This window comes from Pseudomonas sp. H3_E04 (assembly GCF_054668915.1).
Genome location: NZ_CP162797.1, coordinates 5,834,073 through 5,855,792, shown reverse-complemented (window position 1 = coordinate 5,855,792; position 21,720 = coordinate 5,834,073). Strand labels below are relative to the sequence as shown.

At 59.5% G+C, this 21,720-nt stretch carries 20 protein-coding genes, 1 tRNA gene and 1 riboswitch; of the genes, 15 read left to right on the top strand and 6 right to left on the bottom strand.

Annotated features, from left to right (window positions below):
* The first annotated feature begins 348 nt into the window (after nt 1–348).
* Nucleotides 349–449, top strand: a riboswitch (guanidine-I (ykkC/yxkD leader).
* 63 nt (nt 450–512) lie between these two features.
* From AB4N53_RS26315 to AB4N53_RS26260, 12 genes are all read left to right on the top strand, one after another.
* Nucleotides 513–1,580 (top strand): putative urea ABC transporter substrate-binding protein, encoded by a 1,068-nt coding sequence (locus AB4N53_RS26315; RefSeq protein WP_460124875.1) that lies wholly within the window; start codon nt 513–515, stop codon nt 1,578–1,580.
* Nucleotides 1,581–1,598: 18 nt separating this feature from the next.
* On the top strand, nt 1,599–2,414 hold the full coding sequence (locus AB4N53_RS26310) for an ABC transporter permease (protein WP_460124872.1): 816 nt from the start codon (nt 1,599–1,601) through the stop codon (nt 2,412–2,414).
* The gene (locus AB4N53_RS26305; RefSeq protein ID WP_460124869.1) at nt 2,411–3,199 is read left to right on the top strand and encodes an ABC transporter ATP-binding protein; all 789 of its coding nucleotides are present in this window, start codon (nt 2,411–2,413) and stop codon (nt 3,197–3,199) included. Before AB4N53_RS26310 ends, AB4N53_RS26305 begins: the two co-directional genes overlap by 4 nt.
* Nucleotides 3,200–3,212: 13 nt before the next feature.
* Nucleotides 3,213–3,938, top strand: coding sequence for an urea amidolyase associated protein UAAP1 (locus tag AB4N53_RS26300; protein ID WP_460124866.1), 726 nt, complete (start codon nt 3,213–3,215; stop codon nt 3,936–3,938).
* 11 nt (nt 3,939–3,949) lie between these two features.
* The gene (locus AB4N53_RS26295) at nt 3,950–4,591 is read left to right on the top strand and encodes an urea amidolyase associated protein UAAP2 (protein WP_130910876.1); all 642 of its coding nucleotides are present in this window, start codon (nt 3,950–3,952) and stop codon (nt 4,589–4,591) included.
* A gap of 283 nt (nt 4,592–4,874) precedes the next feature.
* Nucleotides 4,875–8,522 (top strand): urea carboxylase, encoded by a 3,648-nt coding sequence (uca, locus tag AB4N53_RS26290; protein WP_460124862.1) that lies wholly within the window; start codon nt 4,875–4,877, stop codon nt 8,520–8,522.
* A 25-nt stretch (nt 8,523–8,547) separates the two neighbouring features.
* Nucleotides 8,548–10,320, top strand: a complete 1,773-nt coding sequence (gene atzF / locus AB4N53_RS26285; protein WP_460124859.1) for an allophanate hydrolase — start codon at nt 8,548–8,550, stop codon at nt 10,318–10,320.
* 217 nt (nt 10,321–10,537) lie between these two features.
* Complete coding sequence (locus AB4N53_RS26280) at nt 10,538–12,025, top strand: sensor domain-containing diguanylate cyclase (RefSeq protein ID WP_460124856.1); 1,488 nt, start codon at nt 10,538–10,540, stop codon at nt 12,023–12,025.
* The gene (locus AB4N53_RS26275; protein WP_460124853.1) at nt 12,018–12,248 is read left to right on the top strand and encodes a cysteine-rich CWC family protein; all 231 of its coding nucleotides are present in this window, start codon (nt 12,018–12,020) and stop codon (nt 12,246–12,248) included. Before AB4N53_RS26280 ends, AB4N53_RS26275 begins: the two co-directional genes overlap by 8 nt.
* A gap of 33 nt (nt 12,249–12,281) precedes the next feature.
* Nucleotides 12,282–12,974, top strand: coding sequence for a pseudouridine synthase (locus tag AB4N53_RS26270; protein ID WP_460124850.1), 693 nt, complete (start codon nt 12,282–12,284; stop codon nt 12,972–12,974).
* Between the two features lie 316 nt (nt 12,975–13,290).
* On the top strand, nt 13,291–14,175 hold the full coding sequence (locus tag AB4N53_RS26265; RefSeq protein WP_460124847.1) for an alpha/beta fold hydrolase: 885 nt from the start codon (nt 13,291–13,293) through the stop codon (nt 14,173–14,175).
* Nucleotides 14,176–14,332: 157 nt separating this feature from the next.
* Nucleotides 14,333–14,406 (top strand) — tRNA-Gly (locus AB4N53_RS26260).
* 145 nt (nt 14,407–14,551) lie between these two features.
* Here the strand turns inward: AB4N53_RS26260 and AB4N53_RS26255 are convergent.
* Together AB4N53_RS26255 and AB4N53_RS26250 are read right to left on the bottom strand one after the other, a co-directional pair.
* Nucleotides 14,552–15,835 carry a type II toxin-antitoxin system HipA family toxin gene (locus AB4N53_RS26255; RefSeq protein WP_460124844.1) on the bottom strand — a complete coding sequence of 428 codons (1,284 nt, stop codon included), beginning with the start codon at nt 15,833–15,835 and terminating at the stop codon, nt 14,552–14,554.
* A complete protein-coding gene (locus tag AB4N53_RS26250; RefSeq protein ID WP_110602078.1) occupies nt 15,835–16,131 on the bottom strand; it encodes a helix-turn-helix domain-containing protein in 297 nt (98 codons plus the stop codon). The genes AB4N53_RS26255 and AB4N53_RS26250 overlap by 1 nt, the downstream gene beginning before the upstream one ends.
* A gap of 301 nt (nt 16,132–16,432) precedes the next feature.
* Here AB4N53_RS26250 and AB4N53_RS26245 point away from each other — a divergent pair, with 301 nt between their 5' ends.
* Nucleotides 16,433–16,642: a hypothetical protein gene (locus AB4N53_RS26245; RefSeq protein WP_460124840.1), complete on the top strand. Its 210-nt coding sequence runs from the start codon at nt 16,433–16,435 to the stop codon at nt 16,640–16,642.
* Between the two features lie 64 nt (nt 16,643–16,706).
* Here AB4N53_RS26245 and AB4N53_RS26240 read toward each other — a convergent pair whose 3' ends face one another.
* Nucleotides 16,707–17,066: a DUF6124 family protein gene (locus tag AB4N53_RS26240; RefSeq protein WP_125917741.1), complete on the bottom strand. Its 360-nt coding sequence runs from the start codon at nt 17,064–17,066 to the stop codon at nt 16,707–16,709.
* Nucleotides 17,067–17,495: 429 nt separating this feature from the next.
* Between AB4N53_RS26240 and AB4N53_RS26235 the strand changes: the two genes are divergently transcribed.
* Entirely contained in the window at nt 17,496–18,224 is a 729-nt protein-coding gene (locus AB4N53_RS26235) for a class I SAM-dependent methyltransferase (protein ID WP_460124836.1), read from the top strand.
* Nucleotides 18,225–18,353: 129 nt separating this feature from the next.
* Here AB4N53_RS26235 and tam read toward each other — a convergent pair whose 3' ends face one another.
* Both tam and AB4N53_RS26225 read right to left on the bottom strand, forming a co-directional pair.
* Complete coding sequence (tam, locus tag AB4N53_RS26230; protein WP_460124833.1) at nt 18,354–19,124, bottom strand: trans-aconitate 2-methyltransferase; 771 nt, start codon at nt 19,122–19,124, stop codon at nt 18,354–18,356.
* Nucleotides 19,125–19,233: 109 nt separating this feature from the next.
* Entirely contained in the window at nt 19,234–20,319 is a 1,086-nt protein-coding gene (locus AB4N53_RS26225; RefSeq protein WP_253500002.1) for a type I restriction endonuclease, read from the bottom strand.
* Nucleotides 20,320–20,537: 218 nt separating this feature from the next.
* Between AB4N53_RS26225 and AB4N53_RS26220 the strand changes: the two genes are divergently transcribed.
* Nucleotides 20,538–20,948, top strand: coding sequence for a low affinity iron permease family protein (locus tag AB4N53_RS26220; protein ID WP_460124829.1), 411 nt, complete (start codon nt 20,538–20,540; stop codon nt 20,946–20,948).
* A 161-nt stretch (nt 20,949–21,109) separates the two neighbouring features.
* On the opposite strand, the gene AB4N53_RS26215 is transcribed toward AB4N53_RS26220, so the two are convergent.
* On the bottom strand, nt 21,110–21,613 hold the full coding sequence (locus tag AB4N53_RS26215; protein ID WP_460124826.1) for a DUF4142 domain-containing protein: 504 nt from the start codon (nt 21,611–21,613) through the stop codon (nt 21,110–21,112).
* Nucleotides 21,614–21,720 lie beyond the last annotated feature (107 nt).

The following is a 21,720-nucleotide window of genomic DNA, read 5'->3' as shown; positions in this document are numbered from 1 at the left end:
GGCGGCCTCCTGGACCGCGGGTTGGCCACACCAGCGACGCTGGCAGGCGACCGTCATCAATTGAGTGACTGTCGAAGAATCAGACAGCGGTTTCGGAATCTGGTGCGTTCCTGCAACAAGTTGAAACAAGTGATCATGAAATCTCGTTCATCTGCAAATCAGCGACCAGTGAACCGTAAAAGCGCTGCATGACGGTGCAACCGCGCACCACCACGATGCGCTATCGCGCGCTCCGCTCCCCCGGCAATCCAGCACATCCCCGTCGCAGAGGCCTCGGCCCGACTTGGCACGTCTCTCGCTTTAGCAAAACCGTGCAGGAGTCATCACAGGTTCGCGGCACCACAATTTGCAATGGCTGACTAGGGTTCCGGCTCGCAATCGCGAGTGGCTGGTCCGAGAGTTGGCGACCTCCAGTTGAGGTTACACGGCGGGACAAAAGCCCGGGAGACAAGCCACCGTTCGCGGTGCCGCGTTGCCTTCCTGTCCGCCCTCGATCAACTGGAGAATCCGCAATGATCCGACTACGTTTCCCCGCCTTGCTCGCCGCCGCCTTCGCCGCGCTCATCAGCACGCAATCTTCCGCTGCCCAGAAAGACCACTTCAGCGTGTGCTGGACGATCTACGCCGGCTGGATGCCATGGGAATACGCCGGCAGCCAGGGCATCGTCGACAAATGGGCGAAGAAATACGGGATCAAGATCGACGTCGTGCAGCTCAACGACTACGTCGAATCGATCAACCAGTACACCGCCGGCCAGTTCGACGGCTGCACCATGACCAACATGGATGCGCTGACCATTCCTGCTGCCGGCGGCGTCGACAGCACCGCGCTGATCGTCAGCGACTTCTCCAACGGCAACGACGGCATCGTGCTCAAAGGCGAAGGTAAAAAAGTCGCCGATCTGAAAGGCATGGACGTCAATCTGGTCGAGCTGTCGGTCTCTCACTACCTGCTGGCTCGCGCGCTGGATTCGGTGGACCTGACCGAGAAAGACCTGAAAGTGGTCAACACCTCCGACGCCGATATTTCTGCTGCCTTCAACACTGATGAAGTCAAAGCAGTGACCACCTGGAACCCGATGCTCTCGGATATCAAGGCCAAACCCGGCGTCACCGAAGTGTTCAATTCCAGCCAGATCCCGGGCGAGATCATGGACATGATGGTGGTCAACAGCGCCACCCTCAAAGACAACCCGGCACTGGGCAAAGCGCTGACCGGGGCGTGGTTCGAAGTCGTCGCCTTGATGAACGCAAAAAATGCCGCGAGCAAAGCTGCGCTCGAGCACATGGCCAAGGCCTCGGGAACTGATCTGGCAGGGTTCCAGGCGCAACTGGACACCACAAAACTGTTCGCCACGCCGAGCGAAGCGCTGAATTTCGCCACCAGCAAACAACTGCCGGACACCATGCGCAAGGTCGCCGAATTCTCCTTCGAGCATGGCCTGCTCGGCGAAGGCGCGAAGGATCCGAGCGCGGTCGGCATGTCGTTCGCCAACGGCGTGACCAGCGGCGACACCGCCAACCTCAAGCTGCGTTTCGATCCGACCTACGTGCAGATGGCCGCCGACGCCAAGCTGTAAGCCACGGAGGATTTGGCCATGCGCCTGATCAATCGCCACCCCGATCGCCCGAGTCGCCTGTTGCTGGTGATCCTGCCGTTCGCGCTGGTGCTGTTCGCTTACTTCACAGGCTCGGCCGAGCGCCTGGCGGACAACCCCAACGACAAACTGCTGCCCAGTGCCGTGCAGATGAGCGACGCGGTAAAACGCCTAGCCTTCAACGCCGACAGCCGCACCGGTGAGTACCTGTTGTGGCAAGACACCGCGTCGAGTCTGCGGCGCTTGGCCATCGGCCTCGGCATCGCGGCGCTGGCGGGTCTTTGCCTCGGTATCGCGGCGGGCACCCTGCCGCTCTTCGGCGCGCCGTTGTCGCCGCTGCTGACGGTGCTATCGATGGTGCCGCCGCTGGCGATCCTGCCGATTCTGTTCATCGTCTTCGGTCTGGGCGAGTTGTCGAAAGTCATGCTGATTGTCATCGGCATCACCCCGGCGCTGGCCCGCGATCTGGAACAGCGTGCCCGCGACATTCCGGTCGAACTGCTGATCAAGGCGCAAACCCTCGGCGCCTCGACCTGGACGCTGATGCTGCGCGTGGTCTTGCCGCAGCTGTTGCCACGCTTGCTGATCTCGCTGCGTTTGATGCTCGGTTCGGCGTGGCTGTTCCTGATTGCCGCCGAAGCGATCGCCTCCACCGATGGCCTCGGCTACCGGATTTTTCTGGTGCGGCGCTACCTGGCCATGGATGTGATCCTGCCCTACGTGGTGTGGATCACCCTGCTCGCCTGGCTGATGGACTGGGGCTTGAAACAGCTGACCCTGCGCGCCTTCCCTTGGTACGAGGGGGCGGCGAAATGAGCTTCATCACAGTAAAAAACGTCTGGCAGCAATACGCCGATCAAGTGGTGCTGGAAGGCTTGAACCTGAGCGTCAACGAAGGCGAGTTCTGCACGCTGGTCGGCGCCTCCGGTTGCGGCAAATCGACCTTCCTGCGCCTGCTGCTCGGCCAGGAAACCGCCAGTCGCGGGGAGATTCTGCTCGACGGCCAGCCCTTGGCCAGCGAGCCGGATGCCAGCCGTGGCGTGGTCTTTCAACGCTACTCGGTGTTCCCGCACCTGAGCGTGCTCGACAACGTCGCTCTCGGTCTCGAATTGCCGCGCGCGCCCTTGCTTGGCCGGCTGTTTGGCGGCGCCAAACGCGAGGCGCGCGAGCAGGCTGCTGCGCTGCTGACAAAAGTCGGCCTCGGCCATGCGCTGGACAAATACCCGGCGCAGCTGTCGGGCGGCATGCAGCAACGCTTGGCTATCGCCCAGGCGCTGATCATGAAGCCACGCGTGTTGTTGCTCGACGAGCCGTTCGGCGCGCTCGATCCGGGTATTCGCAAAGACATGCACGCGCTGCTGCTGGAGCTGTGGCGCGAGACGCAACTGACGGTGTTCATGGTCACTCACGACCTGTCCGAAGGTTTCAGCCTTGCCACGCGTCTGCTGGTGTTCGACAAGGTGCGCCTCGACCCGCACGCCCCCGGCGCCTATGGCGCACGCATCACCTACGACATCCCGTTGAACAGCGACCGCCGCGCCCAGCGCGCCGCCGTCGAGGCCCTGCCGCTGCCGCTGGCGGGCACCCTTCGCACTGCTTGAGAGGACTGCTCCAATGACTGATTCAAACCAACTCTTCCCACCCTTCGCTGAAGAACTGCTGCCGGGCGGCGGCCACCGCTCCTTCGTGCTCAAGCGCGGCCAACTACTGCGCATGACCGACTTGCGTGGCGGCGCCAATGTCAGCCTGACCTTGCTCAATGCCAACGAAAAAACCGAGCGGCTGAACCTGCCCGACAGCCTCAAATGCCAGCACACCGCCAAGCTCACCGCCGGCCACTGCCTGTACTCGGACATGGGCCGCGTACTCGCCGCGATCACCGCCGACACCTGCGGTTGGAGCGACAGCCTCGGCGGTGTGCTTTGCGCACAGGAAGTCGCCGAAAAGTACGGTCAGGGCCGCTACCAGGAACTGCGCAACGGCTTCTTTCGCAATGGCACCGACAACCTGCTGGTGGAACTCGGCAAGTGGGGCCTGGGCCTGTCCGATCTGCTGATGACCCTCAACCTGTTCACCCGCGTGAACGTCGATGAGGCCGGGCGTTTCCACTTCGTCGAGGGCAATTCGAAGGCCGGCGACTACATCGAGTTATACGCGCCGATGGACACTCTGGTGGTGCTCACCGCCCTGCAACATCCGATGGACCCGTCACCCGAATACGCCCCGAAACCCTTGAAGCTGAGCTGGATGAACGCCGACGCCAGCGTCGCCGAACACTGCCGCACTTCGCGCCCGGAAAACGAGCGCGGCTTCATCAACACCGACCGTTTGTTCGCCTGAGGATCGCAGCCATGTCACTCGCAATCGCCACTTCGCACAAGCAAGCCGACAGCGCGATCTACCGCGCGACCATTCCCGCCGGCGAGCCCTGGCTGATGGAGGTCAAGGCCGGGCAGACCCTGCGCATCCTCGATCTGGAAGGCAATCAGGCGGTCGACACCTTGTTCTACAGCCTCGCCAACCCCAAAGAACGCTACGACGTGCAACGCACCTTGCGCCGGCAGAACAGCGTCTACCTGAGCACCGGCAGTGTGCTGTATTCCAACCTCGGCCAGCCGATGCTGACCATCGTTGCCGACACCTGCGGGCGCCACGACACCCTCGGCGGCGCCTGTGCGCAAGAGAGCAATACCGTGCGCTACGCCCTGGAAAAACGCTACATGCACAGCTGCCGCGACAACTACCTGCGCGCCTGTGCCCACGACGGTCGTCTGGGCAAAAGCGACATCGGGCCGAACATCAATTTCTTCATGAACGTGCCAGTGACGGCGGATGGCGGGCTGACTTTCGAGGACGGTATTTCCGCGCCGGGCAAGTACGTAGATTTGCGCGCGGAGATGGACGTTATTGTGCTGATTTCCAACTGCCCGCAGTTGAACAACCCGTGCAACGCCTACAACCCGACCCCGGCGGAGTTGCTGGTATGGAACTGACCATCAGCCGCTTACGTCGTTGGCTTTTTGCCCTGTGCCAGGCACGTTCCGGGCAGTGCCTGAAACCCACCGGACAACCCTAAACCCTGTGGGAGCGAGCCTGCTCGCGAATGCGCCGTGTCATTCAGCATTGATGTGGCTGATCCACAGCCTTCGCGAGCAGGCTCGCTCCCACAGGGGGGTTGTGGTGGGTTTGAGTGAAGTGTGTTTTTTCCATCCGGGACGGCCCGGATGTCTGTCGAAAAACAGCGGGACGGCCCGCTCCCCCTTCAGGGGTTATGCCATGTTCGAAAAAATCCTGATCGCCAACCGTGGCGCGATTGCCTGTCGCATCCTGCGCACGATCAACGTGCTGAAGGCCCAAGGCGTCGCCGTGTATTCCGAAGCCGATGCCGCCAGCCTGCACATCTCCCAGGCCGCTGAAGCGTACAGCCTAGGCGAAGGCGCGGCGTCCGCGACCTATCTGGCGGTCGACAAAATCCTCGCTATTGCCAAACAAAGCGGAGCGACGGCGATTCATCCCGGCTACGGATTTCTCTCTGAGAACGCAGCGTTCGCCGAAGCCTGCGAAGCGCAGGGCATCGCCTTCATCGGGCCGACGGCGGAGCAATTGCGGGTGTTCGGCCTCAAGCACACTGCTCGCGCGTTGGCCAGACAGCACGGCGTACCCATGCTCGAAGGCACCGATCTGCTCGACAGCCTCGATTGCGCGCTGAGCGCCGCCGAAGAGGTCGGCTACCCGGTGATGCTGAAAAGCACCGCTGGCGGCGGTGGCATCGGTATGCGCGTGTGCCGCAGCGCCAGTGAATTGAGTGAGTCGTTCGAAGCCGTGAAACGCCTCGGCCAGAACAACTTCAGCGATGCCGGGGTGTTCATCGAAAAGTACATCGAACGCGCGCGGCATCTGGAAGTGCAGGTATTCGGCGACGGCTGCGGTGAAGTCATCGCTCTCGGCGTGCGCGACTGTTCGGTGCAGCGGCGCAACCAGAAAGTCCTCGAAGAAACCCCGGCGCCGAATCTGCCCGAAGGTATGGCCGATGAGCTGTGCGCAGCGGCGATCAAACTGGCGCAAGCAGTGAATTACCGCAGCGCCGGCACCGTCGAATTCGTCTTCGACAGCGAGGCCCAGCGTTTTTATTTCCTTGAAGTGAACACGCGGTTGCAGGTCGAGCACGGCGTCACCGAACAGGTGTGGGATGTGGATTTGGTGCGCTGGATGATCGAACTGGCCGCTGGTGATCTGCCACCGCTGCGCGAGTTGTATCAGGGTCTGGAACCGCAGGGCCATGCAATTCAGGCACGTCTGTACGCGGAAGATCCGGGGCGTGATTTCCAGCCGAGCCCCGGCCTGCTGACCGCTGTGCAATTCCCGCCAGCCAACGGCGCTGAGTTGCGCATCGACACCTGGGTCGAGGCCGGTGTGGAAATCCCGCCGTATTTCGATCCGATGATTGCCAAGCTCATCGCTTGGGCGCCGAGTCGCGAGCAGGCTCGCGCCCAATTGCATCAGGCGCTGGGCGATAGCCTGCTGTATGGCGTAGAAACCAACCGCGACTACCTGCGGCAGGTTCTGCTCGATACTCCATTCGCCAGCGGTCAGCCGTGGACCCGTTGTCTGGAAAATCTGCTGTATCGCGCCAACACTTTCGAAGTGCTCAGCGCCGGCACGCAGACCAGCGTGCAGGACTATCCCGGCCGCCTCGGTTACTGGGCGGTCGGCGTGCCACCCTCCGGGCCTATGGACAGCCGAGCGCTGCGTTTGGGCAATCGTCTGCTCGGCAATGAACAAGGCGCCGCCGCGCTGGAAATCACCATGAGCGGGCCGATCCTGCGTTTCAATTGTGATGCCGTGGTCGCGGTCACTGGCGCGCCGATTGTCCTGACGCTTGACGCTGAACCGGTGCCGATGAACACCGCGCTGCTGATTCCGGCCGGCGCGACATTGCAGTTGGGCAGTATCAGTGGCGCCGGCGCGCGCAGTTATCTGTGCCTGCGCGGCGGCGTGCAGGTGCCGGATTATCTGGGCAGCAAAAGTACCTTCACCCTCGGCCAGTTCGGCGGCCATGGCGGTCGCGCGTTGAGGGCCGGGGATGTCTTGCATGTGCCGGCATTGACCGAGCGCAGCGCCGGCCAGCAACTGGCCGAACAGCACATCACTGCGCTGCCGAGCGTGCGCCAGATCCGGGTGATCTACGGTCCGCACGGCGCACCGGAATACTTCAGCGAAAACTACATCGCCACGTTCTTCGCGACCCAGTGGGAAGTGCATTTCAACTCCAGCCGCACCGGCGTGCGCCTGATCGGGCCGAAGCCTGAGTGGGTGCGTGAGGATGGCGGTGAAGCGGGTCTGCACCCGTCGAACATCCATGACAATCCGTATGCGATTGGGGCGGTGGATTTCACTGGCGACATGCCGGTGATTCTCGGCCCGGATGGCCCGAGCCTGGGTGGTTTTGTCTGCCCGGTGACGGTGATCGAAGCGGATCTGTGGCAGCTGGGGCAGCTCAAGGCGGGCGATAAAATCCAGTTCATTACCGTCTCTCTGGCTGACGCCCGCGATCTCGCCCTGAAATGGGATGCCCCCTGTGGGAGCGAGCCTGCTCGCGAAAGCGTCGGCCCAGACAAATCGCTATTGACTGACACGGCCTCTTCGCGAGCAGGCTCGCTCCCACAGGGTTTGATGTCGCCTGTGGTGTTGGCGTTGGGTCAAGGCGATCAGCGACTGGTTGCACGGGTTTCTGGCGACACTCATTTACTGCTGGAAATCGGCGAGCCCGAGCTTGATCTGGTCCTGCGCTTTCGCGCCCACGCGCTGATGCAAGCGCTGGAAAGCCAAGCCCTGCAAGGTGTGATCGACCTCACCCCGGGCATTCGCTCGCTGCAAGTGCACTACCAGCCGGAGCAACTGCCGCTGGCCGATCTGCTCGGCATCATCGCCGGCGAATGGGACGCGGTGTGCGCCGCCAAGGACTTGCAGGTACCGTCGCGCATCGTGCACTTGCCGCTGTCGTGGGACGACCCGGCCTGTCAGTTGGCGATCGAGAAATACATGACCACCGTGCGAAAGGAAGCGCCGTGGTGCCCGAGCAATCTGGAGTTCATCCGGCGTATCAACGACCTGCCGAATCTCGACGAAGTGCAGCGCACGGTGTTCGATGCGAGCTATCTGGTGATGGGCCTCGGCGACGTTTACCTCGGCGCGCCGGTGGCCACGCCGCTCGACCCGCGTCATCGTCTGGTGACCACCAAGTACAACCCGGCACGCACCTGGACCGCCGAGAATTCGGTCGGCATCGGTGGCGCCTACCTGTGCGTGTACGGCATGGAAGGCCCGGGCGGTTATCAGTTTGTCGGGCGCACCCTGCAGATGTGGAATCGCTATCGCGAAGTCGCCGCGTTCGATGGCAAACCGTGGCTGCTGCGCTTCTTCGATCAGATCCGTTTCTACCCGGTCAGCGCCGAAGAACTGCTGCGCATCCGCCGCGATTTCCCCCTGGGGCGCTTCGATCTGAACATCGAACACAGCCAGCTCAACCTCGCCGACTATCAGGCATTTCTCAGTCAGGAAGCCGAGGGCATCAGCGCTTTCCGTGCGCAGCAACACGGCGCGTTCAAGGCTGAACGCGAGCGCTGGATCGCCAGCGGCCAGGCGCATTTCGACAGCGAAGAAGCCGTGCCTGATGCCAGCGAAGAAGCACCGCTGCAAAGCGGTGAACACAGCGTCGACAGCCACATCGCCGGCAATCTCTGGCAGGTGCAGGTCGCGGCCGGCCAGCGCGTCGCGGCGGGCGATGTGCTGGTGATTCTCGAGTCGATGAAGATGGAAATCCCTGTACTCGCGCCGCTGGCCGGCGTGGTGCGAGAGATCCGCGTGCAACCCGGTTCGGCGGTGCGCGCCGGACAACGGGTGGTGGTGCTGGAACTCGACTGAAGCCATTTTTTATAAGGATCAACCGATGAATCTGCAACTCGATGCACTGCGCCAGGCCTATCGCAATGGCGACACCACACCGCGCCAACTGCTGCTGCAATTGCGCGAAAAAGCCGCTGCGCTGAATCCCGACTATCACCTGTTCATTCACTTGCTCAGCGTCGATGAACTGGAGCCGTACCTGGCCGCCCTCGACAGTCGTGACCTCGACAGTTTGCCGCTGTATGGCGTGCCATTCGCGATCAAAGACAACATCGATCTGGCCGGCATTCCCACCACCGCTGCGTGCCCGGCGTTTGCCTATGTGCCGCAACAGTCGGCGACCATCGTCGAGCAGCTATTGGCGCTAGGGGCGATTCCGCTGGGCAAGACCAATCTTGATCAGTTTGCCACCGGTCTCAATGGCAGCCGCTCGCCTTATGGTGCGTGCCCGAACAGCGTTCTGCCCGAATATCCGTCCGGGGGTTCCAGCGCGGGTTCATCCTTGGCAGTAGCGTTGGGTGTGGCCAGTTTCGCGTTAGGCACCGACACCGCCGGCTCGGGGCGGGTGCCGGCGGCGTTGAACAATCTGGTCGGTCTGAAGGCGAGCAAGGGCCTGATTTCCACCGCTGGCGTGCTGCCCGCGTGCCGCACGCTGGATTGCGTGACCACTTTCACCGCCACTGCGCGCGAGGCCAGCCAGTTGCTGGCGTTGACGGCCCAACACGATCCTCGCGATGAATACAGCCGTCGTAACCCGGCATGGAACGACGGCTCGGCATTCGGCGCGGCACGGCCGTTTCGCTTCGGCGTGCCACGGGCGCAGGACCTTGAATTTTTCGGCTGCAACGAGGGACCACAGTTGTTCGCAGCGGCCATTGAACGGCTCAAGGCTTTGGGGGGCGAGGCAGTCGAATTCGATCTGTCGCCGTTTCTCGAAGCAGCGCGTCTGCTCTACGACGGGCCGTGGGTCGCCGAGCGTTACAGCGTCGCCGGTGAGCTGATGGAGCAGAACCCCGAAGCAGTGCTGCCGGTGATCCGTGCGGTGCTCGCCAAAGCTCCAGCGGTGACTGGCGTGCAGACCTTCCGCGCGCAATATCGATTGCAGGCGCTGAAGGCCCTCTGCGACGAGGCCCTGGAAAATCTCGACTGCGTACTGACGCCGACCATCGGCCGTCCAGTGACGCTGGCCGAGCTTGAGGCCGAGCCGGTGCTGCGCAATTCTGAACTCGGCTATTACACCAATTTCATGAACCTGCTCGACTACGCCGCCGTCGCCGTGCCGACCGCGTTCATGGGCAATGGTTTGCCGTGGGGCGTGACGCTGTTCGGGCGGGTATTTACCGATCAATATCTGTTGAGCGTGGCCGATGCCTTGCAGCGCCTACAAGACAGTGCCCTGTCAGCTCCGGCGAACGCTGCGCGCAATGACCGCGCTCGATTGGTGGTGTGTGGCGCGCATCTGCAAGGGCTGGCGCTGAACTGGCAACTGACCCAGCGTGGCGGGCGCTTGCTGGAAACCACGTTCAGTTCGCCGGACTATCGACTGCACGCCCTCGCTGGCGGCCCGCCAGTTCGGCCGGGGATGGTGCGGGTCAAAGACGGCGGCGTGGCGATTGCCGTAGAGGTGTGGGAATTGCCGAGCAGCGAATTGGGCTCGTTTCTGACCGGAATTCCGGCGCCGCTGGGTTTGGGCAAGGTGCAACTGGCGGATGGGCGCTGGGAGAGCGGGTTTATTTGCGAAGCGTATGGGCTGGAGGGTGCGGTGGATATCAGCCATTTGGGAGGATGGCGGGCATACCTCAAAACCCTGGCCTGAATCTGTCGCCCTGTGGGAGCGAGCCTGCTCGCGAATGCGGTATGTCATTCAACATTGATGTGGCTGACTCACCGCCTTCGCGAGCAGGCTCGCTCCCACAGGTTCTGGCGCACCACTCCCGAATAAAAGAACGACCATTCACGCCGCACAGGGAGCAGTTATTTGCGCGCAGTGCCACTAGAATGCATCCCATCGGGCCACTGCCAACGGATCTGCCATGCCGCTTCGTTCTCCCTTGTACTCGCAACGTTCACTGGTGCTCACCCTCGTCGCCCTGCTCGGCGCCGGGTTCCTCGCTACCTCGCTGTTGAGCTATTTCGCCTCCCGCGCGTCGATCCGCGACAACATCGTCAACACCGAACTGCCGCTGACGTCCGACACGGTCTATTCGGAAATCCAGAAAGACCTGGTCCGGCCGATCCTGATTTCCTCGATGATGTCCCGTGACACGTTCATGCGCGACTGGGTGGTCAATGGCGAGCAGAATCCCGAGCAGATGACCCGCTATCTCGACGAGGTCATGACCCATTACGGCGCTTACACGGCGTTCTTCGTTTCCAATGCCACGCTCACCTATTACCACGCCAAAGGCGTGCTCAAGCAGGTCAAGGTCGATGAGCCGCGCGACACCTGGTACTTCCGCGTGCGCGACATGCAGGACCCGTACGAGATCAACGTCGACCCGGATCTGGCCAACAAGGACAACCTGACGTTCTTCATCAACTACAAGGTCTACGACTACCACAACCGCTTCATCGGGGCGGCGGGCGTGGGCCTGACCGTGGACGCAGTGATCAAGCTGATCGACAAGTATCAACAGCGCTATCAGCGCAGCGTGTACTTCGTCGACACCTTCGGCCGCCTCGTATTGACCGGTGCCGAGGGTGGTCCGGAAGGCGCGCACATCGGCCAGAGCCTTAGCGAACTGGAAAGCATGAAAAGTCTGGTCAGCCAGTTGCCCAAGCCACACAGCGGCAGCTACGAATATTCCACCCAGGGTCAAGGGCATTTTCTCAACGTGCGGTTTATCCCCGAGCTGAACTGGTACCTGTTCGTCGATAAACGCGAGGACGGCGCGCTGAGTGAGATCCGCCAATCGCTGTATCTCAATCTGCTGATCTGCCTGCTGGTGACGTTGATCGTGCTGGCGCTGCTCAATCGGGTGATCAAACGCTTCCAGGCAAAAATTCAGGCGCACGCCACCCTCGACAGCCTCACCGAACTGCCGAACCGACGCGGCTTCGACATTCTCGCCGCGCAAGCGCTGCACGAGGCCCAACGGGAAACCAAGCCGCTGACCGCGTTGTTGCTCGACCTCGACCACTTCAAAGCGTTGAACGACACTTACGGCCACATGGCCGGCGATCAGGTGTTGATCGGTTTCGCCCGCGACCTGCAAAGTTGCCTGCGTCACGCCGATATCGTCTGCCGCTGGGGCGGTGAAGAGTTCATCGTTCTGTTGAAAGACACCGACGGCGAGACCGGGCAGAAAATCGCCGAGAAAATCCGTCAACACGTCGAGCAACACGAATATGCCTACGACGGCCACAGCCTGCATCTGACCGTGAGCATCGGCGCCACCACCGTGCAACGCGATGACACCTTGCACACTCTGCTGTCGCGGGCCGATCATGCGATGTACCGCGCCAAGCAATCCGGGCGCAACCGCACCTGCATGGAAATGCCGCACTCGACTTATGCCTGATCTCGACGTCAAACCCGACCACTGCCCGGCCTGCGGTGCCCGCAACGATTGCAGCCTCGCCGACCCGCGCACCGCCGACCGCGAATGCTGGTGCTACGGCGTGAGCATCGACCCGGCGGTGCTCGACGCGCTGCCAGCCGAGTTGCGCAATCAAGCCTGCCTGTGCCCGCGTTGCGCGCAGGTTGAAACGCAACTGCAAGCAGCCCGGCGGCCGATCCCGTAAGATGCGCGCCCCTTTGTCTGTTGAATCCTGAGCATGCGCGTCGACCGTTTCCTCAGCAATCTGCCTCGTTACAACCGCCAGCAGGTGCGCCTGTTGCTGGTGGAAAAGCGCGTGCGGATTGACGGAAAGATCGTCAGCGACCCGCACAGTGAGGTGCTGGAATTCAGCCGGGTCGAAGTCGACGATGAGGTGTTGCAAAGCGGCAAACCGGCGCGCTATTTCATGCTGCACAAACCGCCGGGCTGCGTCAGCGCCACCCGCGATCCGCAGCATGCGACCGTGCTCGACCTGCTCGACGAACCGCACAAGGACGATCTGCACATCGCCGGGCGTCTGGATTTCAACACCACCGGGCTGCTGCTGATCACCAATGACGGCGCCTGGTCGCGGCGCCTGACGCAGCCGCAAACCAAACTGGCGAAGGTCTATTACGTCGAAACCGAACAGGACATCGACCCGAGCTACGCGCTGAAATTTGCCGAGGGCATCTACTTCGCCTTCGAAGATCTGACCACGCAACCGGCACAGCTTGAGCTGCTCGGCCCACGCTCGGCGCGGCTGAGCATCGTTGAAGGCCGCTATCATCAGGTCAAACGCATGTTTGGCTTTTTCAACAACAAAGTCCTGCGCCTGCACCGCGAATCCATCGGCGAACTGGCTCTCGATCACGCGCTAAAACCGGGCGAGTACCGCGCTTTGCGCACCGAAGAGATTCATTTGTTCTAAGCCGCCGACCGCTCAGCCGAAGTTGTCGAACAATTCGCCGACGGCACTTGCGTGATCCTGAGTCCCCTGCTTGAATCAGGACGTCGGCCGAAATGTGACCGATGAGTCACCACATACTTCCAAGAAACTTTTTGTCGGTCGTCTGCCCTCAAGGGCCGCGCCTCAGCCGGCAATCTGCCCGCCAATAACAATACCCGTCGACCTGCCGTACCGGATCGACATGGGCCAGCAAATTCCAGGCGTATGCCTACCTGTCACAAAGCTCGTGCAATCTCGATTGCGCGCATACCCGCTTGCTTGCCAGGAGTCTTATGACATGAGGCCAGAAATCGCTGTGCTGGATATACAGGGTCAGTATCGGGTTTACACGGAGTTCTATCGCGCAGACGCCGCAGAAAAGACCATCATTCTGGTCAACGGCTCGATGGCCACGACTGCGTCGTTTGCACAGACCGTGAAAAACCTGCATCCGCAATTCAACGTGGTCTGCTACGACCAGCCCTACGCGGGCCGGTCAAAAGCCCACAACCGGCATGAGAAACCTCTGACGAAGGAAGTCGAAGGGCAGATTCTGCTGGAGCTGATCGATCACTTCGCCGCCGAACACGTGCTGTCGTTCTCCTGGGGCGGCGCCGCCACCCTCGTCGCCCTCGCCCAGCAACCGCGGCGCATCGAAAAAGCCGTGATCAGCTCGTTCTCACCGGTGATCAATGCGCACATGCTCGATTATCTCGAGCGTGGTGTCGATTACCTCGGCAGCCGCGACGGCGACCGGGTCGGCCATCTGGTCAACAACACCATCGGCAAACACCTGCCGTCGCTGTTCAAGCGTTTCAACTATCGCCACGTCAGCAGCCTCGCCGAGCATGAATACGGACAGATGCATTTTCATATCAACGACGTGCTGCACAGCGACCGGCAGTGCTATCTGAACGCGGCGAAAAAGATCAACGTGCCAGTGCTGTTCCTGAACGGCGAATGGGACGAATACACCGCCGCCGAGGATGCGCGACTGTTCGGCAACCACGTTGCCCACAGCAGCTTCACCACCCTGCAAGCCACCGGACACTTTCTCGACATGGAGCACAAGGCCGCCTGCCGCGACAGCCAGAACGCCCTGCTCGGCTTTCTGAAACCTGCGCCGCAAGCCAGCCGAACGCGCTACTCGTTTGTGCAGGATCAACATGCCCTGGCCATTTGAAACAGCGTCATCGCGGGCAAGGCTGCAAGCTTGAAGTGCCTTTCACACCGGCGCAGTCCTTGTTCGCGATCGACCGATTTCTGCGTGGCAAAGCCCTCGCAGAGAAAAGAAAACTTCAAATCCGTGGCCGAGTCTGGTACAAAGTCAGCCGCTCTGAGCGGGTATAGTTTAGTGGTAGAACGAAAGCTTCCCAAGCTTTAGATGAGGGTTCGATTCCCTCTACCCGCTCCACCGAATATTGATCTCGCGTTGTGTTGTCTGACGGGGGATGCAGAAATGAAAAACCGGCCTTGATTGCCGGTTTTTTTGTGTCTGGAAGTTGAAGCGGGCTGGCGGTGAAGACTTCCGGAAAATTGCTGATCCCCTCCTCCCCGGATTACTTCTCGAAATCCTGATGCAGCCTCGCCAGTACATTGAAGATCGGCTCCCCGGCTTTATGCGGGACATTCAATCGAGTGAATACCTTGTGCCAGTCGGCGAGCGCAGCGAGAGTCTGCTCGATGTATTCCTCGGCCTTGAGGTATTTGTAATCCTTGCAGATCTCCATGATTCGCTTGCGCGTAGGCGTGCCGGGAGTGCGGCCACCGAAGTCAGTGGTGTGCTCGCCCATGGCGTTTGCGAAGGTCAGGTCGTATGCCGGGGACAGCGTCCAGCTTTCTTTCTCGCCTTTTTTTTCAGGATTGTGGCAGAGAAAGGCAAAGTTCTTCGCATGGTCGTCATGGTTGTGAGACAGCGCATTGAAGATCATCAACCTGGCCATCTTTTCCACTTCGACGGAGCTTCTGGTCAACACCTGAGTGAGCTTGAGCAGGTTCGGGTAGTCGATGGATGACAATGCGCGGTAGTCCGCGTACATGAGCGCCGAGACGGTCATCATGTGAATCTTGCGCTCGCCGTCGCGGTCGAAGCGCTTGGTTGCGAAGAAACGCTCAACCTCGCCGCCAGGCATCTGCACATCCAGAAGATTCGATTCAGCCATGGTCACTCCGGCGGCACGAGCCATCTCGGCATAGGCGAGTTCGATGCCGCCGGTTTCAATCGGTTCGTACAATGCCCTGAACTTCACGATCCAATGTGCATAGCCCTCGGGCAGGGCATCGAAGGCCGAAATTGCGTGTTTTTTGTCGGCAGACAGCGCCACGATTGCCTTCGGACGTGCGCCCCCCGGTGAGCCACCGGCCAGTCGCAATTTGGTAAGCACCGCAGGGGTCTCACCCTCTTGAACTTCGATTGAAGCTTCGTAGAGTTGGCAAATATCCAAAGGGCCTGTGAGCTCTGTTTTTTCCGCCTTCGGCTGATATTCAAACGCGCCCATACTGCGCTCGCCCATATAAGCAAGGCGATCAAGCGCTGTGAGGGTAAGGTGAGTGCCGTCACCGAAGGTGCTGTCGAAATATCGATCCATCAGCAGCATGCCCCAGCCGTCAGGCAGTGAATCGGCGAACGGTCCGTGTAGCCCTTCGAAGAGGCTGGTGTTCCTGGCCAACTGGGGCTTTTCGTCCCAAGCCATTGTCAGCGGCGAAAGATTGTAGCCAGTGGCAAGCCAACCCGGATCGTAAGCGAAGTAAATCCCCCGGCCCGCGACTCTGACCAGCTCACCAACCTTGGCGCCCTCTTTCAAAACATTCAGCGCTTCTGTGTGTTTGAAAGGCTTGATCATCAGCGCATCCCTCTCTTGCGCCTGGCATTCTTCAGCTCATCCAGCGAGCTCGGTTGCTCTGGTTTGAACAGCTTGGTCACAGCGTTGAGTTCATCAAGCGCAGTGGCTATCAGGATCAAAGCCTCCAACGTCACGAGCCCGGTCGCTTCGAATCGCTTGATGGTGGATTCGGAAACCCCCGCCTTTTCTGCGAGCGTCTTGCGGGAAAGGTTTTTGGAGAGCCGCAGGATTTTGGCGTTTTCTCCGACATTTCTGGCGATCTCAGCCGGCGAGTGAAGCAAATGCATGAATGACATGGCAAACCCTTCCAATTCTTAAGGATCTTAATAGAGCCATTGTAGCTATCTAACCTCCCTTAAGGATCAGATATGACCATTTTTGAGAAAATCTCACTAATTTCGTGGAGCAATAGAGATTTTCTGATTGCTACACAGCTGACACTGAGGATTACGCGGTTGGGTCACGCGTGGCCGCTTTTTGTCACCGCGATTCTCACTCTCCGCAATGCAGTCATATTTGGAAACGTAATGATGAACACAGGGTTTGTTGTGCCGTTGAAGATCGCCGCTCATGTGGTTACCAAAGCGAACATCATTTATGGACATCAAACCCATTCGGAGCACTGAAGACTTGTCCGCAGCATTGCTGCGTATCGAGCAGATTTGGGGCGCTGAGATGAACTCGCCGGAAGGCGATGAATTGGAAGTTCTCGCTCGGCGGGTGGGCGAGTATGAGGAGCAGCAATTCCCGATTCCCCCTTCCGAGCCCTTTCAAGAGGATAAACCTGGTATTGATCAGCGGTTTTGACGCTGCACTAGCCGAAAAACCGGTCGCAACGACCGGTTACTTTTTACTCGGAAATCAACGCCGGCTAACCCACCGGCACCACATTATCCAGCACCTGATTCACCGCCAGCTCGCCCAGCATGACGACCTGGGCGATGCCGAGAAGAGTTTTGCGCTGGCTGCCGTCGAGCAAGGCGGCGAAGTCGCCAAGCATGACGCTGGCCGAGCCAAGAGATTCGCTGGCGTTAACCAATAGCGACTCGGTGTCGGTGCTCGGGTTGACCTGGAACATGCTGCTGGTCTGGTACGGCGGTGAGCTGGTTTGCGGTGGGATGAGATAGTGGTCGAGGGCGCGTTCGGCGGCTTCGTGGAGTTTTTTCGAATCGAGGGACTCGTACGGAGAGGCCGGATCGGTTTCCGGCGGATTTGGCGTTACCTTGAACATGGAATCTTCCTGTAGTGGTAACTGCAACCATCCCGCTGCTATACGAAAGGGTGGCAGCTGTACGCAAGTTAGCAGACCGGTAGGAAGTCCAAAACCCGGCGCACCCGAGGGTGCCATGCGCACAGCCACCATCAAGTGCAGGCGAAGCCTGACTGGTAGGTACATGTGCAACCGTTGGTCAATCCTGGCCGGGCTGCTAAACCCGATCACTGGAAATCAGTGACGCGAACCAAGTTACCGACCGCCCTCCAGGCGCACAAGCCGGCGGATTCTGGCGTACCGGTAGGCAGCGGCGCAAGGATTTGTAGGCATCGGGACGTAACGCGATTCAACTTTAAACAGCCATGGCGCACACCGTGTAAAAGCGTTGGCAAAAGCGAATTTTTTCCGACACATTCAACGCAATCGCATTGAAAGGACACCGTCAACATGACGCAAAACATCTACGACGATCCCGAGTTCTTCCACGGCTACAGCCAGATGAATCGCTCCATCGGCGGCCTCGATGCCGCCCCGGAATGGCCAGCGCTCAAGGCATTGCTGCCGGCCATGCACGGTCTGAATGTGGTCGATCTAGGTTGCGGTTATGGCTGGTTCAGCCGCTGGGCGGTCGAGAACGGCGCCGCCAGCGTCCTAGGCCTGGACGTCTCCGAGAAGATGCTCGACCGCGCACGGCAATCAACGACCGCCGCGACTGTCCACTATGAACGCGCCGACCTTGAACACCTCGACTTGCCCGCCTGCAGTTTCGACCTGGCCTACAGTTCGCTGGCGCTGCACTACATCAAAGATCTCCCGACGTTGTTTGCGCAGCTTTATGCCGCGCTCAAACCGGGCTCGCATTTTGTGTTTTCCATTGAACATCCGATCTTCATGGCGCCGCGCAATCCGGGTTGGCTGATCGACAATGAAGGTCGCAAACGTTGGCCGCTGGACAGCTATCAGATAGAGGGTGAGCGGGTGACAAACTGGTTGGCCGAGGGCGTGATCAAGCAGCATCGCACGGTGGGAACGTTGCTCAATGCATTGATCGCAGCGGGTTTCAATATTCGTCACGTCAATGAGTGGGGGCCGAGTGATGAAGAGGTCGCAGCGCAACCGGCGTTGGCCGAAGAACGCGAGCGGCCGATGATGATGTTGGTGGCGGTACAGCGGTGATCGGGTTTTCCTGCTCCAGGAAGCCCCTCACCCTAACCCTCTCCCGAGGGAGAGGGAATTGGCTGGGTTGTTTGCAAGAGATGCGCAGACCTAAGAACCTGGCGAACTCAAAAAAACCGGAGGCGTAGCTCAGCGGGTCGCAACAATGAACAAACGTGGAAACGGCAACAGCACTGAGCCGTCAGCCAAGGCCGGATAAGCCTTGGCAACTTCCGCCAGATACTGCTGCAGATACTGCGCCCGCTCCTCCTCGGTCAACGGGCTCAGAAACGGAATCAAACCACTGCCCTTGAACCACTCAACTACACCCGCAGCCCCATCCCGAAGCTGGTGGTGATAGGTGGTACGCCACACATCGACCCGCGTGCAGTGCGGACGGAGGATCGAGAAATACTCGCTGGCAGTTGCCATGTCAGTACGCTGTCCCGCAGCGCCTGCAAGCTTGCTTGCCCACGGACCGTGCGCGGCGACTTCACGCATCAAGCGGTGGGACGGTTCGTTGAGGTTGTCCGGCATCTGGATCGCCAGGCTGCCACCACCTGAAAGCTTGCTCGCCAAGGCTGGCAGCAACGAAGCGTGATCAGGCACCCATTGCAAAACCGCGTTGGCGAAGATCGCATCGAACGGGCCTTCGTCGGCCCACTTGTCGATCTCGGCCACCTCGAACTGCACGTCGGGCAAGCGCTTGCGCGCGGCGGCGATCATGTCCGCCGAACTGTCGAGGCCACTGACGCTCGCATCGGGAAACCGCTGCACCAGCAATTCGGTGGAATTGCCCGGTCCGCAACCAATGTCCACCACCGCCCGGGCCTGCGCCGTGGGTATCGCCGCCAACAGATCACGGGCCGGGCGTGTGCGTTCATCTTCGAAAGCGACGTATTGCTTGGCAGACCAACTCATTGCGTTCTCCTGTCGGGGTGTTCAATTGCTTTTCACGATACAGGCAGCATGAAAACCAATTCCAGTGCGAACGTTGCATGAGGTGTCTGAGTGAACGGTCGACTCTCCATCAATCGTAATAGCCGACAGTTTTTTTCAGATGATCCGAGAACTCATAGATGTCATCCACCGAATTGATCGCATGCCGGGTCTCGTTTTTTTCTTCATCGAAGATGCCGAGATACTTTTGTGATCGATTGAAATGCAAACGGCAGATCGGTTTGCGATTGTTGTCGTCCAGCAAGATACCGAAATAGCTCTGCGTATCGCGCTGAACAATGCGCTTGGCATCAACGACAGATCGAACCAACGCCCGAACGATGTGATAGCCCTCCAGCTCTTCCAGTGTTGTTAAAACCTTGTCATCTGATTCGTCACGCGGATCTACCGGATCAGTTCCGGCAGGAACTGACGGCAGGGAGGCCAGTGCTGGCTGGATAGCACCGCTCATGGCCGATTTGAGCCGATCATTGATCTGGTCATTCAAAAATTGCCCGACAGCTTTTCTGGTCAGCTCGTGAAACTGGTCGCGCACTTTCTGTGTGATCACGCCGTCATAAACCCGAGAAGCGAAAACCTTCACAAAGTCATCGTCTGGCTTGCTGACCTGCGCGGCGAGGACCTTCTTGATTTGGCTGACATATTTCAACTCCCCCGCTGCGTTGATGATGGAATCAACATCAAAAGCTGACTTGGTCAACTTGACCAACTCAGGGACGGAATATTCATCGATGTCCAGCAGATCCAATTCAAGGAAAGGCTTCTCGTCCATCTTGTTCGGCGCATCCAGATCGGTAAAAAATTTATAGACTTGGCCGTTGGTAAGAATGGAGATTCGAGCGCTGGTGACATGGAAATAGCGGAACAACTGTGAGGCGTGATTGATGTGCAGCGATTCACCGATTTTTTTGCACTCAATCAGAATCTGCACCTCCCCCTCTTTCATTATCGCGTAGTCGATCTTCTCACCTTTCTTGGTGCCGATATCGCACACGAATTCGGGGGTCACCTCGGTCGGGTCAAAAACGTCGTAACCCAGAACCGTGCTGATAAAAGGCATGACGAATGCATTTTTCGTTGCCTCCTCAGTCTGGATCGCAGCGCTCTGCAAGCGGACTTTTGCGGCTAGGCTGGCTAACTTTTCGAAGAATTCCATGAGGCGCCTCTTACGGGTTTCTATCCGTGGAATGAACTGATGGCAGTTTGACTGCCACTTGATACTAGACCCAAACCTCCACAATGAAAGGTGTCTTTATAGAAGCCTTGGATTGGCGAGTCCTGCCCGCGGTATTGACTGAACGAGGAAGTTGTAAACAGAATTTTCAGCACAGCGCCGATGTCTGAATTTCAAGCTCCCAAAACAAGGACTCCATCATGAAATTCGCCAAAATTGCCCAAAAACTCGCCCTGTGGGCCGGTAGCCCGAAGACGTTCATGGGGGCGTTGATCCTGATCGGGTTGTGGGGGTTGAGCGGGCCGATTTTTGGTTACAACGACACCTGGCAGCTGATCATCAATACCTCGACGACGATCATCACGTTCCTCATGGTGTTCCTGATTCAGAACACACAGAACCGCGATACCGACATTCTGCACTTGAAACTGGATGAACTGCTGCGAGTGAACAAGGAAGCGCAGAACGCGATGCTCGGGCTGGAGGCGCTGGACTTGAAGCAGCTTGAAGCGCTGCGCCGGCATTACCGCGCGCTGGGTGAAAATCAGGTGTTCGATCTGGAGGGGCTCGGTAACAAGAGCAAGCCTAAGCAGGATTTGAATGAGTGCTGAGCAAGTAAACACACCCTGTGGGAGCGAGCCTGCTCGCGAAGACGGAGGCTCAGTCAAACATCATTGACTGACACACCGCTTTCGCGAGCAGGCTCGCTCCCACAAAGGAAACATCGCATTTCAACTACAGGCTTCGGCCGCGCTGCAACAATAAGGCGAAGTTAGCGACTGGCCTGCAACGCGCGGGCTTTCTCCAGATGACTTTGCAGCTTCGGCAAAGTCTCATCGGCAAACGCTTTGATTTCCGGCACGTCGGTGGTCTGTGCCTGTTGCTCGATCTGGGTGATGGCCTCTTCGGTCGCCTTGACCTGACTGGCGGCGTAGGCCTGATCAAAAGTCGCGCCGTCCTTCACTTCCGGCATCAACTCTTTGGCCTTGTCAGCGAGCTCTTCGCGAGGTGCGACCGGCAGGTCGAGCTTCTTGGCGATCTTCGCCAAATGCTGGTTGGCAGTGGTGCGGTCGTTGATGACGACGATGGTGTAATCCTTGACCTCTTTGGATTCGGTCTTGCCGTGGGCCAGACGGCTGGCTTCGATGTCGGCCATGCCTTTGGCGGAGGCATCGTTGATAAATTCGGCAGGCGACTGGGCGAACGCAGTGCTGGCGTACAGGCCCAGCAGAGTCGCAAAACTGGCATTACGTAAACGGGTGGCCATCCGGCTCATGGTCGCGCCCTCCTTCGTTGAAAATTCAAGCGGGCCGTGATTCGCCCGCTGCTCAAATAGTCGCGGCGGACAATTGTCCGCCTCAGTTAGGAATGCTTTGGCGTTCA

Bases quoted from the DNA above. Each gene is read 5' to 3' on its own strand.
- AB4N53_RS26315 (WP_460124875.1), top strand. From the start codon at position 513: ATGATCCGACTACGTTTCCCCGCCTTGCTCGCCGCCGCCTTCGCCGCG.
- AB4N53_RS26310 (WP_460124872.1), top strand. From the start codon at position 1,599: ATGCGCCTGATCAATCGCCACCCCGATCGCCCGAGTCGCCTGTTGCTG.
- AB4N53_RS26305 (WP_460124869.1), top strand. From the start codon at position 2,411: ATGAGCTTCATCACAGTAAAAAACGTCTGGCAGCAATACGCCGATCAA.
- AB4N53_RS26300 (WP_460124866.1), top strand. From the start codon at position 3,213: ATGACTGATTCAAACCAACTCTTCCCACCCTTCGCTGAAGAACTGCTG.
- AB4N53_RS26295 (WP_130910876.1), top strand. From the start codon at position 3,950: ATGTCACTCGCAATCGCCACTTCGCACAAGCAAGCCGACAGCGCGATC.
- uca (WP_460124862.1), top strand. From the start codon at position 4,875: ATGTTCGAAAAAATCCTGATCGCCAACCGTGGCGCGATTGCCTGTCGC.
- atzF (WP_460124859.1), top strand. From the start codon at position 8,548: ATGAATCTGCAACTCGATGCACTGCGCCAGGCCTATCGCAATGGCGAC.
- AB4N53_RS26280 (WP_460124856.1), top strand. From the start codon at position 10,538: ATGCCGCTTCGTTCTCCCTTGTACTCGCAACGTTCACTGGTGCTCACC.
- AB4N53_RS26275 (WP_460124853.1), top strand. From the start codon at position 12,018: ATGCCTGATCTCGACGTCAAACCCGACCACTGCCCGGCCTGCGGTGCC.
- AB4N53_RS26270 (WP_460124850.1), top strand. From the start codon at position 12,282: ATGCGCGTCGACCGTTTCCTCAGCAATCTGCCTCGTTACAACCGCCAG.
- AB4N53_RS26265 (WP_460124847.1), top strand. From the start codon at position 13,291: ATGAGGCCAGAAATCGCTGTGCTGGATATACAGGGTCAGTATCGGGTT.
- AB4N53_RS26255 (WP_460124844.1), bottom strand. From the start codon at position 15,835: ATGATCAAGCCTTTCAAACACACAGAAGCGCTGAATGTTTTGAAAGAG.
- AB4N53_RS26250 (WP_110602078.1), bottom strand. From the start codon at position 16,131: ATGTCATTCATGCATTTGCTTCACTCGCCGGCTGAGATCGCCAGAAAT.
- AB4N53_RS26245 (WP_460124840.1), top strand. From the start codon at position 16,433: ATGGACATCAAACCCATTCGGAGCACTGAAGACTTGTCCGCAGCATTG.
- AB4N53_RS26240 (WP_125917741.1), bottom strand. From the start codon at position 17,066: ATGTTCAAGGTAACGCCAAATCCGCCGGAAACCGATCCGGCCTCTCCG.
- AB4N53_RS26235 (WP_460124836.1), top strand. From the start codon at position 17,496: ATGACGCAAAACATCTACGACGATCCCGAGTTCTTCCACGGCTACAGC.
- tam (WP_460124833.1), bottom strand. From the start codon at position 19,124: ATGAGTTGGTCTGCCAAGCAATACGTCGCTTTCGAAGATGAACGCACA.
- AB4N53_RS26225 (WP_253500002.1), bottom strand. From the start codon at position 20,319: ATGGAATTCTTCGAAAAGTTAGCCAGCCTAGCCGCAAAAGTCCGCTTG.
- AB4N53_RS26220 (WP_460124829.1), top strand. From the start codon at position 20,538: ATGAAATTCGCCAAAATTGCCCAAAAACTCGCCCTGTGGGCCGGTAGC.
- AB4N53_RS26215 (WP_460124826.1), bottom strand. From the start codon at position 21,613: ATGAGCCGGATGGCCACCCGTTTACGTAATGCCAGTTTTGCGACTCTG.